Below are 13,972 nucleotides of genomic sequence, written 5' to 3' on the forward strand. Positions count from 1 at the left end.
AAATATCGCGATCGCAGCCTTCGGCTGCTAGAAAAAATAAACCCCTCCGAAAAAAGAGGGGTTTATCATCAATCTGAGCGTGTTGCTTACAACACGCCTTTTCATATCACTTATCGACAATTAGTTATCTATTGCTAGTTAGCTTGTACGCTCAATTGAAATATGTGCCAGCGCGATTAACGCCTCTTTATATTCAGAATCTTCAATAGCGTTTAAGCTGTTAATGGCCATTTGTACTTCTTTTTGCGCACATTCACGTGTGTAGTCCAAAGCACCGGTTTCTTCCATAATGCCTTGAATCCGCGTCAAGTGTGGTAGGCCATTGCTTTGTTCAATAGCTTCTTGAATAAGCGCTTTGTCGTCGTCATTTCTTGCGTGCCACATAGCGTAAAGTAATGGCAGAGTAGGCTTACCTTCAGCTAAGTCGTCGCCCGCATTCTTGCCCATTTCTTCGCTGTCAGCCATGTAGTCAAGTATATCGTCAGCTAGCTGAAAGGCTGTGCCTAGGTGCTTACCGTATTCTTGCATAGCGTGTTCAATGTGCTCATTTTGGTCGGTCAGCACAGCCGCTAACTGCGTAGCAGCTTCAAACAAACGCGCCGTTTTACCGTAAATAACATCAAAGTAACGTGCTTCTGTAGTGCTGGGATCGTTACAGTTCATCAGCTGTAACACTTCACCTTCAGCAATTTGGTTTGTGGCTTCAGACAGTATCTCCATAACGCGCATGCGTTTGAGGCTCACCATCATTTGGAAAGAACGGGTGTAAAGAAAGTCACCCACTAATACTGATGCCTGATTGCCAAAAATGGCATTGGCCGTTTCCCGCCCTCTGCGCATGGTCGATTCGTCAACCACATCGTCGTGCAATAGGGTAGCGGTATGAATAAATTCAACAATCGCCGCAAGGGTATGGTGATCGTTGTTGTCTATTCCCATAGCCCGCGCACTTAACACGGTAAGAAGTGGGCGTAATCGTTTGCCGCCACTGTTTACAATGTAAAAACCAAGCTGATTAATTAGGGCAACATCAGAGTCGACTTGTTGTTGAATCAGCTGGTTGACCGCCTGCATATCATCATTAGACAGGGCGCGGATTTGATCTATATCCATAGGCATGGCAATAAATACTTACTCTTACGTCTTGGGCAATTATTGGTGGCGATTGTACCTTAATCATCTGTACTATCCACCAAATTGTCTTAAAAAATGACGGCTTAACGCATTTACGTGTAATTCCTCAAATACGGTTAAACCAGATGTGAAAAAGGTGGGGCTGCGTTCTTCATATAAATTCTGTTCTGTGTTTAGCGGTTTGCCGCACGTACGCCCCCTTAATCATGCGATCACATGCAATTATAGGTGCTCTCGATAATTTTTCCTGTTAAGTCGCTATTTTTTGACGTTTGTATGAAGAAAACGAAGTGTTTAAGAGCAACTTTGTTTCTCAATTAGGGGAGTAGCATTGCCCCAAGTCACAGATACAAAGTGGGGAAGTAGTAATCGCAAAAAACGATCCTATTCGTGGGTTCCAACAGCTCGATCGCAGTCTGATCGCAATGCATATTTGGGGATCGTTTGCCGATCTCGCTCGCGTGATCTTGCGCTGTTTGGATCGCATTTCTATGTAATTTAACCTATCAATATTTCCATTTTGATTTAATACGACCTAAAAATTTTTACTGTTTTTTCAAAAAAATTTGTGAATTTTTAACGGTTTTTGGGCATTTGAAGCTGCATCAAATACGCAATTGGGGCATAATTCGCCCCATGTTGGAAAAATAATCTATTTTTCTGCGAATCGGGGTTGTGATTTACGGATGTTTCACGTACAATTCGCGCCCTGTTTTTTGAATTGAAGCGTCAGTGGACGCAGAGCGGAGTTAACTATGTACGCGGTTTTCCAAAGTGGCGGTAAACAACACCGTGTGGCCGAAGGCCAAACCGTTCGTCTTGAAAAAATCGAAGTAGCCCCAGGCGAAACGGTTGAATTTGACAAAGTTTTAATGGTAAGCAACGGTGACGACGTAAAAATCGGCACACCAATCGTTGCTGGTGGTAAGGTGACTGCTGAGGTTGTTACACACGGTCGTGGCGATAAAGTAAAAATCGTTAAGTTCCGTCGTCGTAAGCACTCTCGTAAGCAAGCGGGTCACCGTCAGTGGTTCACAGAAGTGAAAATCACTGGTATCAACGCATAATAGGAGCACGAACACATGGCACACAAAAAAGCTGGTGGTAGTACCAAAAACGGTCGTGATTCAGAAAGTAAACGCCTAGGTGTTAAGCGCTTTGGTGGTGAATCTGTTCTTGCTGGTAACATCATTGTTCGTCAACGTGGTACTCGTTTCCACGCTGGTGACAACATGGGTATCGGTAAAGACCACACGTTGTTTGCACTAAAAGACGGTAAAGTTCAGTTCGACGTTAAAGGACCGAAGAACCGTAAATTTGTAAGCATCGTAGCTGAGTAAGCGCGTAAGCTTCTCGCCGAACAGGCTTAGAAAAACCCCGCGCTTGCGGGGTTTTTTGTTTTGTGAAACCTTTCTTTCTTTTTCTGTTCTTAATTAATAGCGATTATATTCTGAAAATGAATTAGCGCTGAGCAAGGTTTTACTTCTCAATTTTTTAGAATGCTGAGTAGACTCAAAAGCGCCGATGCGCAATTTGGTGTAAACTTAGTATTCGCATTAAATAAGTTAATAACCCACGGCATTACAGCCCGGAGTGATAAATGAAATTTGTAGATGAAGCTGAAATTCGCGTTGAAGCCGGTGACGGCGGCAACGGTACAATTGGCTTTAGAAGGGAAAAATACGTACCTAAAGGTGGCCCAGACGGTGGCGACGGTGGTGACGGCGGCAGTGTATTTTTACAGGCCGATGAAAACCTAAATACATTGATCGATTATCGCTTTGAGCGCTTTCACCGTGCTGAGCGTGGCCAAAATGGTCAAGGCGGCAACTGTATCGGTAAGAAAGGTAAAGACCTCACCGTAATGGTACCTGTGGGCACGCGTGCTACTGATAGCGATACTGGCGAAGTGTTAGGCGACTTAACCCGTCATGGTCAAAAGCTTAAAGTGGCACAAGGTGGTTTTCACGGTTTAGGTAATGCCCGTTTTAAAAGCAGTACGAACCGTGCCCCACGTCAAAAGACCAATGGTACACCAGGTGAAATTCGCAACCTTAAGCTAGAGCTTATGCTTCTAGCCGATGTTGGCTTACTTGGTATGCCTAACGCAGGTAAATCGACCTTTATCCGCTCTGTATCAGCAGCTAAGCCTAAAGTGGCTGATTATCCGTTTACAACCTTGGTGCCTAACTTAGGGGTGGTTCGTCAAGATTCACAGCGAAGCTTCGTTGTTGCGGATATTCCTGGTTTGATAGAAGGTGCTGCCGATGGTGCTGGCCTAGGTATACGCTTCTTAAAACACTTAGAGCGCTGTCGTATCTTGCTTCACGTGGTAGATATTTTCCCTGTTGATGAAACGGATCCTGCCGAGCACGCAAAAGCGATCATTGAAGAGCTTGAAAAATACAGCCCTAAATTGGCAGAAAAGCCCCGTTGGTTAGTATTTAATAAAGTCGACTTACTACTTGAAGAAGAAGCTGAAGAACGCTGTCAGCACGTGATCGATGCGTTGGGTTGGGAAGGCCCAGTTTATCAAATCTCTGCGTTCCAAAAGATGAACCTAGATCCTTTGTGTAACGACATTATGGACTTCATTGAAACTCTTCCAGCTGAACTGGAAGAGGAAGAAGAGAAGAAAGAAGTAGAATTCAAGTGGGACACTTACCACAAGAATACACTTGAAGCTCATGATGAGTTTGAAGATGACCTAGATGACGACGACTGGGACGAAGACGACTACGACGTGGAAGTTGAGTATCGTCGCTGAGAAACAGTCGTTGAGAAACAATCGCTGAGTGACAGTCGATTTCGAAACAATTACTGGTAACCAGTGCTATAAAGCAAATTAGAACAAAAAAAGCTCGCATCGTTGCAAAGACAACGTGCGAGCTTTTTTGTAAGTAACGCGGTTAGGCTAATGCACCCTCATCGTGCTGGCTTACTCACTGGTATGATAGATAACCTTTCCCAGCAATTGAGCGCGAGTAAACTTACCCATGGCCCCTTGGCTTACAGAGTGGGCCTTGTTATCGCCCGTTAAGGTAAACGTTCCGTCGGTGTTAACATGGTCTACCCTTTTGATAATTACGCCGTAAGTGCTGCTTTTAACAACCACGATTTGCCCACTACGCAGCCACCTAAGAGGCCATCTCATTGCACAGACAAAGTCACCGTCGTTTAGAGAAGGCAACATGCTGCTCCCCGTGACCCGCATAATTTTAAACATTTATAGGTCGGGATAAACCACTTCTTCAGAAGGTGGATAGGGGCACGTTGCTTTTTTGGTTGCGACATCCTTGGTTGCCCAGAAACGCTCTGCAAATTCATTCACTAACGAAAGCAGCTCTTCAGCTTTTTCTCTGCTGACGTGTTGCTTACACCCGGAACCGGCCAGCATGATTTTATGTACCAGCTCGTTAGTATCTGGAAACTTCTCAAACTGAGGGGCTTTAAAGTAATCGCCCCATATTACCCTGACTTCTTGCTTTACTTTCTCTGCATGGGTTTCCTTTTCTGCTACTAAGCGGCTCATTTGCGCTTGATCTGCAAACGTAAGTGTCTCTTTTTCGGTCAATTCGTTAAGTAGGTCTACGAAGCGAATAACACTCAACGCAGCCAACTGCGCCGAAAACGGATCGTAAATTTTGCAAGGAATGTCGCAATGTGCGCTAACCGCAGGGAAGGGGCTAACGGCATGAAGTTTTGAGAGTAATTGATGAATCATAATTTGTACCCCCTTACTTTGCTGAGCGCTTTTTAGCGTTGAAGTATTTGTAAGCCGCAAAGCCACACGCAGCTGCACAGCCTACAAGAGACGCGTAAAACAGAGCATGCATAACACCGCTAGTCCAGTGTTCATGATCGTGTCCTGCATGAGCGAATGCGCCTGAACTAAATACAGCGGCGTATAGCATTAGAGCTGAGCGTTTAAGGTTAACTTTCATGAATTCTCCTAAAGCGTTAGTAAAAGTAAGGTGAAGTAGTTAGGCGCATAAGTATCGGTGCAACTACACGGCGAAGCGCAGTGGTACATTGCTGTTCACGATGTTGTTCGAGGCGCTGATGACAGTATGAGCTCTGTCGACAATGGCGTTTCGGTGGTGAGGCAGTTTCAGATGAAAGTATGTCTCTTCAAGCAAGCTTGTTAAGCCCATAATCTTAGCTGTCATTGCGTTGTTCTCACCGCCGTCTACCTCAAGCAGAATAACGGCGATATCAAACGCACAGCCAAGGTATGGAATTGCTTCACTGAACTGACCGCTTTGCATAAGCATTGTGCCTTGCATTTCATCGCGCGCCATTACGTGTAGGGCCTGTTCTGGGTTGTTGTAAACCCAATCTGCGTGTTTAGGGCATAGATAGTTTATTTGCATTGTCGCGACCTCCTGTATACACACTAGAACAGTTAAAATAATAATGCAAATGATAACTGTTTCTATTTGTTGGGTGTTAAAGCGATACCCTTTGAGCCAATACACATTTGGTCGCTGATATTGATATACTGCCGCGGTTCAACAATAAAAACGGCTTTATAGGTAATGAAATGAAGATAGCGATGATTGCTGCTATGGCGAAAAACAGAATTATAGGCGCAGATAATGATATGCCGTGGCACTTACCGGCTGATTTAAAACACTTTAAAGCGATCACCTTAGGCAAAGCCGTCATAATGGGCCGCAAAACCTATGAGTCAATCGGAAGGGCATTACCTGGCAGGCCAAACATTGTTATAACGAGTAATGCTGACTACAGCTTATCTGACGCGACGGTAGTAGATTCACCAGAGTCAGCGATTGAGGTAGCCAAAGCGCTAAGCGCAGAGAACAGCGACAACGATGAAATAATGATTATCGGTGGCGGTACTATTTACCAAACGTTCTTAGATAGCGCTGACACTTTGTATCTCACACATATTGATTTGACTGTTGACGGAGATACACAGTTCCCAGACTATGAGGCGGCAGCAAGTTGGACGGAAGTATCACGTGATGAACATGACGCCGATGAGAAAAATCCTCACCCTTACACATTCGTTACTCTCGTTCGAAACTAACGGAGAGATTGGAACTAGGTCCAATTTAAAATAAAAAAATGCCAGTGTTGTGAAACTCAAAAATTGAGAGCTTCACAACACTGGCATTTTTATTTTTGCGTTGCGCGCAGATGCTACTTCATTTGGTCGAACAGGTTCTCTAATGAAAGACCCTGATGACCCAACATATCGCGAAGACGGCGAAGTGCTTCTACTTGAATTTGACGAACACGTTCACGTGTTAAGCCAATTTCGGCACCCACATCCTCAAGTGTTGAAGGTTCATATCCCATAAGACCGAAACGACGAGCAAGTACTTCGCGTTGCTTGGGGTTTAGTTCTTCAAGCCAGGTTACAATATTACTTTTGATATCTGAGTCTTGTAAGCTCTCTTCAGGGCTAAACTCTTTCTCGTCAGCAATAATGTCGAGGAGAGCTTTATCATTTTCTCCACCAATAGGTGTATCGACAGAGGTAATGCGCTCGTTTAAACGCAACATCTTAGTGACATCTTCTACAGGCTTATCAAGCGCTAGTGCAATTTCTTCTGCAGTTGGCTCATGATCAAGCTTTTGTGAAAGTTCACGAGAAGCACGTAAATAAACGTTTAGTTCTTTCACTACATGAATAGGCAAACGAATGGTGCGCGTTTGGTTCATGATAGCGCGTTCGATGGTTTGGCGTATCCACCATGTGGCGTATGTTGAAAAGCGGAATCCGCGTTCAGGATCAAACTTCTCTACGGCACGAATTAGTCCTAAATTGCCTTCTTCGATTAAATCTAGAAGTGCCAACCCACGGTTGTTATAACGGCGAGCAATCTTAACAACAAGGCGAAGGTTGCTTACAATCATACGTTTACGAGAGGCTTCGCAGCCTTTCAGTGAGCGGCGCGCAAAATAAACTTCTTCTTCTGCGGTTAGCAGTGGTGAAAAACCAATCTCGCCTAGATAAAGCTGTGTGGCATCTAGGTTTTTAGGTTGGTCATCCTGACTGAAAATAGCGTCGTCATTTTCTAGGTCAGCGTCGTTAACTAAGGTTTCGTCAGCTTTCATATCAGCTGGCATATCGATGACTTCTACATCATCTTGCGGTTTTGATTCTAAGGCTTTATTTGACTTACCCATCATGAATCTCCTGCTACAAGGTTTACCTTATGACGTTTCTCCTTTGTCTTTTTTTATTGTTATTTATTTTTATTATTTTAATGCTGGCAGGTATTTCATAGGGTCTAATGATTTCCCTCTATACCTAACTTCAAAGTGAAGTTTTACCGAATTTGTTCCGCTGTCACCCATGGTTGCAATTTGCTGCCCTGCCGACACCCATTCTCGTTCTTTGACTAAAATAGTGTCGTTGTAGGCATAGGCACTTAGAAAGGTATCTGTATGCTTAATGATAACCAGATTACCGTAACCTCTTAGTGCGCTACCTGAGTAAACAACTTTTCCATCTGCTGCCGCTACGACTTTACTGCCTTTAGCACCAGCGATATCAATACCTTTGTTGCCTGACTCTGACTTACTGAAGGTTCCAACTACCTTACCTTCTGCAGGCCACACCCACTCTTGTACTTTGTCTGGAAAACTCGTCGGTGTTTGTTTTTTGACGCTTTGTGACGGCTTCTTGACAGTTGTAACATTTTGTGGCTTAACAACTTTTTCACTTTCACGATACGCCTGTGGTTGTGGGCGGTCAACCAAACTTTTGTCTACATTTGATGTGGTCGGAGCTGTTGACTGATTGGTCTTGGACTTAGGTATAACGGGGGCTGTAGTCACATTCGAAGGTGGTGTGACGTTTAAAACTTGACCAGGGAAAATGGTGTAAGGGGCTGATAATTGGTTGTATTTTGCTAAGTCGCGATAGTCATTACCCGTGTACCATGCCACCGCATAGAGGGTGTCTCCCCGGTGAACTTTATAGGTTTTTTTTGTGTATTCTTCGCTTCCATCTGAAACTTGGCTATTTAATAAAACGACGGGAGCGGGTGCACTTCTTCCTGCACAGCCCCCGATGAGTACACAAATATATAACAAAATTCCTATGTGAAGGTGGGGCCTACGCATGTCATCGCAATAGTAAATAAGCGAATATTGCGAGGATGACTACTCCCCATCCAAGTACTTCTACATACTGCCTTAGCTTTTGCTCCATGGCTGCGCCCCCCCAGCGCATGAGTGCTGCGACCAAAAAGAAGCGTGCGCCTCGACCAACAGCCGATGCCAGTACAAATGGCAAGAAGGCCATTTGCAAAAAGCCAGCACTCACAGTGAAAATTTTATAAGGGATAGGTGAGAAACCAGCAAGAAAAACTACCCATACGCCGTAGTCTTTAAACCACTGCATTGCCGTGTCTATTTTGTGGGTATACCCCCAGCTCTCGATAAGCGGAGCCAGCCAAGCATCGAAAGCAAAGTAACCAAGCCAATAGCCAGCAATACCGCCCAAAATCGACGCGATGGTCGTAATAAAAGCGAACTGCCATGCTCTAGTGGGCTGGGACAGTGCCATTGGCGCAAGCATTACATCAGGTGGAATAGGGAAGAAAACCGACTCTGAGAAGCTTAACCCGCCCAAATATTTGGTTGCGTGACGATGTCTCGCCCAGCGTAACGCCATGTCATAACATGGCTCAAAAAGCTTCACATTAGCTCTCCTGCTACAAGGGGAACAAATCGGACCGATTCAATGGTCGATGTTTTTAGTTCACCTTCAATCCTATCAATACACAGTAACGATTGTTGCTCGTTACCTACGGGAATAATCAACCGTCCGCCTTCTTTAAGCTGATCGCACAAATCCTGTGGAAGACTTGCAGCGGCGGCGGTGACAATAATGGCATCGTAAGGGCCCTTGGACGCCCAACCTTTCCAACCATCGCCGTGTTTCATTGCAATATTGTGAAGGTCGAGCTGATTCATTCGACGTTTCGCTTGGAACTGCAATGATTTAATACGTTCAACACTGAATACTTTGGCAAAAAGCTGCGCAAGAATAGCGGTCTGATAACCTGAACCCGTGCCTATTTCTAACACTTTCTCGGGTTTATTAGGGCTATCTAGCAGCAACTCTGTCATTTTCGCAACAATATAAGGTTGCGAAATGGTTTGGCCTTGACCTATTGGCAATGCCGTATTTTGATAGGCCTTATGTTTCAGCGCGTCGGGTAAAAAGCTTTCCCGCGGCGTACCAGCAATGGCGTTCAATACTGCTTGCGAACGTATTCCCTCGTTATAAAGCAGTTGTGCTAACGCGTCTCCTTTTCTAGAAGCTCTCATGATGTTGCGTACTTTCCTTTATTCTTATCCACAGCCACGCGAGGTTTAGTCTGTTGCGCGCCACGCTTTCTCAATACTCTTTACACCCTGTTAATTGGCGACAAGGTTTCCACGCACTCTCTAAGGACTGAGGTTGCAAAGCAGCCACTTGGAAGCGCAAACGAGATAGTAAATGTATCACCCTTACTCTGCCATTCAAGCTGTGAAGGCCAAATTTTTATCGCGCGACGCTCTTGTTCGAACCCGCACTGGCTTAAAAAGTCGATAACTTCACTATTTTGCTCTGCAACAGATTGCTCAAGTGCTAGTGTGTCAGCTTGCGTAACAAGTGCTCCTTTACCCCACAGCGGTGCTGAAGGGCATACGTCTTTGGCATTAAAACGACGTTGTGCATCTTGTTGCTGTTCTGAGCCTTCACCACCTTCATTAATGAAAAAGCTGTTAGAACCTGAAAGCACCAGCGCGTCGCCGTGAGTGACCTTGTCGAATATGTCTTTTTCTAAGCGTGCAGAAAGCATTTCATTAAATAGCCAGCTGCGCAGTGCAGAAAGTGCCATGGAACGTTTGTTGCGGTGTCTGATGGTTTCACCGTTTACCATCCGCTCGGCCATTACCAGGTTTCCACCGCGTTGCACTTCACCCATGTCATTTAAGCGCATTACGCCAAAGCGTTGTTCGCCGTAATAGTTTGGTACACCGTGTTTTTCAATTTCTTGAAGACGCTCTTCAATGGCCTCAGGATGCAGTACCTGACGCAAAGTAATCGTAAAGTGATTGCCTTTAAGCTGGCCCGTTCGCAACTTTTTATTGTGACGCATTTGCTTAAGCACTTTAACGCCTTCCAGTTCAAAGTTGCTGAAGTCGAAGTCAGGCTTACCCGGCGCGTGAATACCAAACCACTGTTGCGTTACCGCGTATTTGTCTTTGCGACCAGCATAGGTAATTTGGCGTAATGGAAGGTTAACGAAACGGGCTAGCTGCTCAGCGACAAACGCGGTATTGGTGTTGGTTTTTTCAATAAATACAAACTGGTGCTCGCCTTCACCACAAGGGGTATAACCCAAATCCTCTACAACTTGAAAATCGTCGGCTTGGAATTTAAAAATACCGGTGGATACAGGTTTTGCGAAATAGTACTGCCAGTGGTCAGTGTGTAAAGGCTTCATAATTTTTCCAGTAGAACAACGGCGTGAGAGGCAATGCCTTCTTTACGGCCTGTATAGCCTAGCTTTTCAGTGGTCGTTGCTTTTACGTTGATGTCGTCAAGCGATACGTTGCAGTCTTGTGCAATAATCTCACGCATAGCAGCAATATGCGGCGCCATCTTAGGTGCTTGCGCAACAATGGTCATATCTGCATTAGTTAAGCGGTAACCTTTCTCCCTTACTACATTGACAACGTGACGCAGCAGCACGCGGCTGTCTGCACCCGCGTAAGCGTCGTCTGTGTCAGGGAAGTGCTTGCCAATATCACCGAGTGCCGCTGCACCTAGCATTGCATCACACAGTGCGTGTAGTAATACATCGCCATCTGAGTGGGCTAACAGTCCTTGCTCATAGTCGATACTGACGCCACCTATTGTGATGGGGCCTTCACCGCCAAACTTGTGTACATCAAATCCGTGTCCAATTCGCATTATGATTGTGCCTTTTGATTTTTTGCGCTGTGGCTTTTAGCTCTGTAGTTTTGAGCGTTCTGGCCTTGCGCGCTTAATTTTTGCTTAAGATAAAATTCTGCCAAAGGAAGATCGGCCGGATGCGTTATTTTTATATTTGCCGGACTTCCGCTTACCATGGCAACTTTGTAGCCTTCAAGCTCCATGGCAGAGGCTTCGTCTGTGATATTCGCGCCTTGTGATAAACCATTTTGAAGCGCGCGTTTTAGCAATGTTGCTGGAAAAAGTTGAGGCGTTAAAGCGTGCCAAAGACCGTCTCGGTCTTCAGTGTGAGAAATAACATTTGTTGAAGATCTGACCCGCTTCATGGTGTCACGAACAGGGGTAGCTAGAATACCGCCAGAAACGTCATCACTGCTCATTAACTCGAGCAGCGCGGAAATATCGCTCTCTTCTATACAAGGCCTCGCGGCATCGTGAACCAGTGCCCAATCATTCTCGCCAAGTGACATAAGCCCGTTCAATACACTATCAGCACGTTCCTTTCCGCCATCTACAACGCGAATGGGTTTTTCACGTAACCGATATTGATCAAAATACGCGTCACCTGGGCTTATCGCTACGATCACATCGTCGATTAACGGATGCTGTAGCAGCGCGTCAATCGTGTGTTCAAGAATGGTTTTACCGTTTAAGGTGAGGTATTGCTTTGGGCGGTCAGCCTGCATTCGGCTGCCAACTCCGGCTGCGGGGATAACCGCAACAACGCGGGGCGATGTCATTTTCTTCACTTAGAATCTGCGGGCAAAATACGGTAGAAGGTTTCTCCCTTTTTGATCAGACCGAGTTCATTTCGGGCTCTTTCCTCAATGGCTTCTAGACCAATTTTTAAATCGCTAATATCAGCTTTAAGTAGGGCATTGCGCTGAGCGAGGTTGGCATTTTGAAGGGCTTGAGAGTGAACTTCTTGTTTTCGGTTGAAGTAATCGGGAATACTATTTTTTCCAAACCATAGCCTGTATTGTAATAGACCAAGCAGTACTATCAATACAATGGGAAGCCATTTACCTTGCAACACAGATTCACCTGACAATGTGGTTAAGCGGAAAAAAGCAGAGGCTCTTCGCCTCTGCTGTGTCTTATTATGCCGCGAAGCAGCGTCGAGTCAAAGGCGCATTATTCACCTTGGCCCAATTTTCCCTTCAATTTATCAAACAGCTTACTTTTTTGCTGCTCAACAACGTTGTTAAGTTGAGCTTGAAGCAGTTCCTGAAGGGCGGCACTGTCGCCTTGGGCTGCGCTAAGCATACTGTTTACGTCAACAAGCTCGCCTGATAGCAATGATTGCTCGTTACTTATCATACTGTTGAGTTTGTTGTTTAATTCATCCAGCTTGTCTTTTTGGCTGGCAGTAAGCTGTGAAAGCGCCGCTTTAGCCAGCTTATTATCAAGATCAGACTTAATGTTAAAGCCAGGGTCTGAAAGCGTGCCGTCTAGCAGCATCGTCATGTTTAAGCTGGTTAACGTTTGCAGTGCCTGCGCAATAGCACTAGTGATATCACTGGTGCCAGTTGCTTCCATAACGAGCTGCTGAAGGTCAACTTCGCCCGTACCAGTAAGCATATTATCAGTGACTTTCATCGACCCATTGGTTTTCATCAGCGCTGATTTAAGCACCGCATTTAGTGTTTCATTACCGCTAAACGAAATGTTAGACATATTTACGCCAGCTAGCTGCCAGACTTGGCTGGCATCAACACCGTCGCCGTCAATCCAGAATTCACCGCTGGAAGTAAACGACTTTAATAACTCGCCCGCTGCTTCAATAGTAAAGGTGGTGGGGTTACCGAATACTTCGTGAACGTTTGTAATGTTGTTCCATTTGCTGGTGATAGATTCATTTTGCCAAAGCACTGATACATTGGCTTCTTTCACCAAAATCGACGGCACTTCAGTCGGCGCTTCACTTTTTTCTTCACCTTGAATGAGCGGCATAACAATTTGCATTGCTGCCATAAGGTACTCAGTGTATTCCGCCGCTTTGTCGCCAAACACAAAGTAAGTGACTTGAGAAAGTGCCGCTTGGTCACCCGCAATTACCCCTTTCAGCAACGCGTAATCTTCTTGTGGCGCTTTCTTAAGTGCTTCAACACTTTCGCTAAGGGCTTGTTTGGCATCGCTCGCTTTTTCCGTGAAATTGCTAATAAGCGCGCGGTCTGCCTGCATTTCTTCTTTCAACTTATCAAAAGAAGACTTTGCCTGTACCAAGGCTTGAGGGTCTTTGTAGTTCGTTTCTTTTAGCTGAGCTACCTGCGTTTTGTAGTACTCAATGCGCGACTTATCAGGTAAAGATTCATAGTCGTCTTTCAAACCTTTTCCATAGGTTTCGTAGGCAGACTTTGCATTTTCAATGGCAGCAGTGGTTTTTAGCGGATTGCGGGCGAGAAGTTCGTCAACCGTAGGCACGGCTTCTTTGGCTTTTGCTTTAATTTCGTCAAATGACAGTGAACGTTCTGGAACGCGATACACTTCACCTTCAGACTCGCGCTGTGTATCGAACTGCACTTTCAGTAAATCAAGATTGTTTACGATAACTTGATCATCTAACAGTGGCTTTAGCTCAACGTCTGCGTGAGCTTCGCCTACAAAAACTTGGTTGTGAGTAGGCTTTGTGGGGTTGGTGAGTGCAATACCTTTTAGCGTAACAGTTGTTGGAAAAAGAGAGTGGTCGAACTCGTCGATATTCACTTCTGCTCCATAGGATTCGCCCAGCTTGGACTCAAGAATAGATTTGATGATGGTATTGGCGAACAGGAAATACACCAAAAATAGCAACACGAAAAAACCGACAACCCATAATAATATAGGCTTACCCTTTGAACCACTGCTCATATTCAACTCCTTGATTTT

The 13,972-nt window shown here is 45.1% G+C and carries 18 protein-coding genes; 4 read left to right on the forward strand and 14 right to left on the reverse strand.

The window, feature by feature from the left end:
- Positions 1 to 138: 138 nt before the first annotated feature.
- A complete protein-coding gene (gene ispB / locus NO989_RS01885) occupies positions 139 to 1,113 on the reverse strand; it encodes an octaprenyl diphosphate synthase (RefSeq protein ID WP_014948150.1) in 975 nt (324 codons plus the stop codon).
- Between the two features lie 776 nt (positions 1,114 to 1,889).
- Between ispB and rplU the strand changes: the two genes are divergently transcribed.
- The 3 genes from rplU (at position 1,890) to cgtA (ending at position 3,901) form a co-directional block, all read left to right on the forward strand.
- On the forward strand, positions 1,890 to 2,201 hold the full coding sequence (gene rplU, locus NO989_RS01890; RefSeq protein WP_012517169.1) for a 50S ribosomal protein L21: 312 nt from the start codon (positions 1,890 to 1,892) through the stop codon (positions 2,199 to 2,201).
- Between the two features lie 15 nt (positions 2,202 to 2,216).
- Complete coding sequence (rpmA, locus tag NO989_RS01895) at positions 2,217 to 2,474, forward strand: 50S ribosomal protein L27 (protein ID WP_012517170.1); 258 nt, start codon at positions 2,217 to 2,219, stop codon at positions 2,472 to 2,474.
- A 260-nt stretch (positions 2,475 to 2,734) separates the two neighbouring features.
- Positions 2,735 to 3,901 (forward strand): Obg family GTPase CgtA, encoded by a 1,167-nt coding sequence (gene cgtA, locus NO989_RS01900; RefSeq protein WP_014948151.1) that lies wholly within the window; start codon positions 2,735 to 2,737, stop codon positions 3,899 to 3,901.
- Positions 3,902 to 4,072: 171 nt separating this feature from the next.
- On the opposite strand, the gene NO989_RS01905 is transcribed toward cgtA, so the two are convergent.
- From NO989_RS01905 to NO989_RS01920, 4 genes are all read right to left on the reverse strand, one after another.
- The gene (locus NO989_RS01905; RefSeq protein WP_278346855.1) at positions 4,073 to 4,360 is read right to left on the reverse strand and encodes a S24/S26 family peptidase; all 288 of its coding nucleotides are present in this window, start codon (positions 4,358 to 4,360) and stop codon (positions 4,073 to 4,075) included.
- The gene (gene sodN, locus NO989_RS01910; protein ID WP_131137090.1) at positions 4,361 to 4,858 is read right to left on the reverse strand and encodes a superoxide dismutase, Ni; all 498 of its coding nucleotides are present in this window, start codon (positions 4,856 to 4,858) and stop codon (positions 4,361 to 4,363) included. It lies immediately after the preceding gene.
- Between the two features lie 13 nt (positions 4,859 to 4,871).
- Entirely contained in the window at positions 4,872 to 5,078 is a 207-nt protein-coding gene (locus tag NO989_RS01915; RefSeq protein WP_014978232.1) for a hypothetical protein, read from the reverse strand.
- A gap of 63 nt (positions 5,079 to 5,141) precedes the next feature.
- On the reverse strand, positions 5,142 to 5,507 hold the full coding sequence (locus NO989_RS01920) for a hypothetical protein (RefSeq protein WP_014948155.1): 366 nt from the start codon (positions 5,505 to 5,507) through the stop codon (positions 5,142 to 5,144).
- A 182-nt stretch (positions 5,508 to 5,689) separates the two neighbouring features.
- Between NO989_RS01920 and folA the strand changes: the two genes are divergently transcribed.
- Entirely contained in the window at positions 5,690 to 6,187 is a 498-nt protein-coding gene (folA, locus tag NO989_RS01925; RefSeq protein ID WP_039231980.1) for a type 3 dihydrofolate reductase, read from the forward strand.
- 113 nt (positions 6,188 to 6,300) lie between these two features.
- Here the strand turns inward: folA and rpoS are convergent, their stop codons facing one another.
- The 9 genes from rpoS to NO989_RS01970 all read right to left on the reverse strand — a co-directional run bounded on the left by rpoS (position 6,301) and on the right by NO989_RS01970 (position 13,954).
- Positions 6,301 to 7,293, reverse strand: a complete 993-nt coding sequence (gene rpoS / locus NO989_RS01930) for an RNA polymerase sigma factor RpoS (RefSeq protein WP_371342002.1) — start codon at positions 7,291 to 7,293, stop codon at positions 6,301 to 6,303.
- Between the two features lie 72 nt (positions 7,294 to 7,365).
- Entirely contained in the window at positions 7,366 to 8,205 is an 840-nt protein-coding gene (locus NO989_RS01935; RefSeq protein ID WP_253819237.1) for a peptidoglycan DD-metalloendopeptidase family protein, read from the reverse strand.
- Positions 8,206 to 8,236: 31 nt separating this feature from the next.
- Positions 8,237 to 8,815 (reverse strand): YqaA family protein, encoded by a 579-nt coding sequence (locus NO989_RS01940; RefSeq protein ID WP_014978237.1) that lies wholly within the window; start codon positions 8,813 to 8,815, stop codon positions 8,237 to 8,239.
- Complete coding sequence (locus tag NO989_RS01945; protein ID WP_014948160.1) at positions 8,812 to 9,447, reverse strand: protein-L-isoaspartate(D-aspartate) O-methyltransferase; 636 nt, start codon at positions 9,445 to 9,447, stop codon at positions 8,812 to 8,814. The genes NO989_RS01940 and NO989_RS01945 overlap by 4 nt, the downstream gene beginning before the upstream one ends.
- A gap of 80 nt (positions 9,448 to 9,527) precedes the next feature.
- Positions 9,528 to 10,613, reverse strand: coding sequence for a tRNA pseudouridine(13) synthase TruD (gene truD, locus NO989_RS01950; RefSeq protein WP_171337556.1), 1,086 nt, complete (start codon positions 10,611 to 10,613; stop codon positions 9,528 to 9,530).
- Positions 10,610 to 11,083 carry a 2-C-methyl-D-erythritol 2,4-cyclodiphosphate synthase gene (gene ispF, locus NO989_RS01955; RefSeq protein ID WP_014978239.1) on the reverse strand — a complete coding sequence of 158 codons (474 nt, stop codon included), beginning with the start codon at positions 11,081 to 11,083 and terminating at the stop codon, positions 10,610 to 10,612. The genes truD and ispF overlap by 4 nt, the downstream gene beginning before the upstream one ends.
- Positions 11,083 to 11,844, reverse strand: a complete 762-nt coding sequence (gene ispD, locus NO989_RS01960; protein ID WP_014978240.1) for a 2-C-methyl-D-erythritol 4-phosphate cytidylyltransferase — start codon at positions 11,842 to 11,844, stop codon at positions 11,083 to 11,085. Before ispD ends, ispF begins: the two co-directional genes overlap by 1 nt.
- Positions 11,845 to 11,849: 5 nt before the next feature.
- Positions 11,850 to 12,140 carry a cell division protein FtsB gene (ftsB, locus tag NO989_RS01965; RefSeq protein WP_014948164.1) on the reverse strand — a complete coding sequence of 97 codons (291 nt, stop codon included), beginning with the start codon at positions 12,138 to 12,140 and terminating at the stop codon, positions 11,850 to 11,852.
- Between the two features lie 98 nt (positions 12,141 to 12,238).
- Positions 12,239 to 13,954: a TIGR03545 family protein gene (locus NO989_RS01970; protein ID WP_283616936.1), complete on the reverse strand. Its 1,716-nt coding sequence runs from the start codon at positions 13,952 to 13,954 to the stop codon at positions 12,239 to 12,241.
- Positions 13,955 to 13,972 lie beyond the last annotated feature (18 nt).

Origin of the sequence: Alteromonas sp. DY56-G5 (genome assembly GCF_041414725.1) — a bacterium.
GTDB classification, from domain to species: Bacteria; Pseudomonadota; Gammaproteobacteria; order Enterobacterales; family Alteromonadaceae; genus Alteromonas; species Alteromonas macleodii.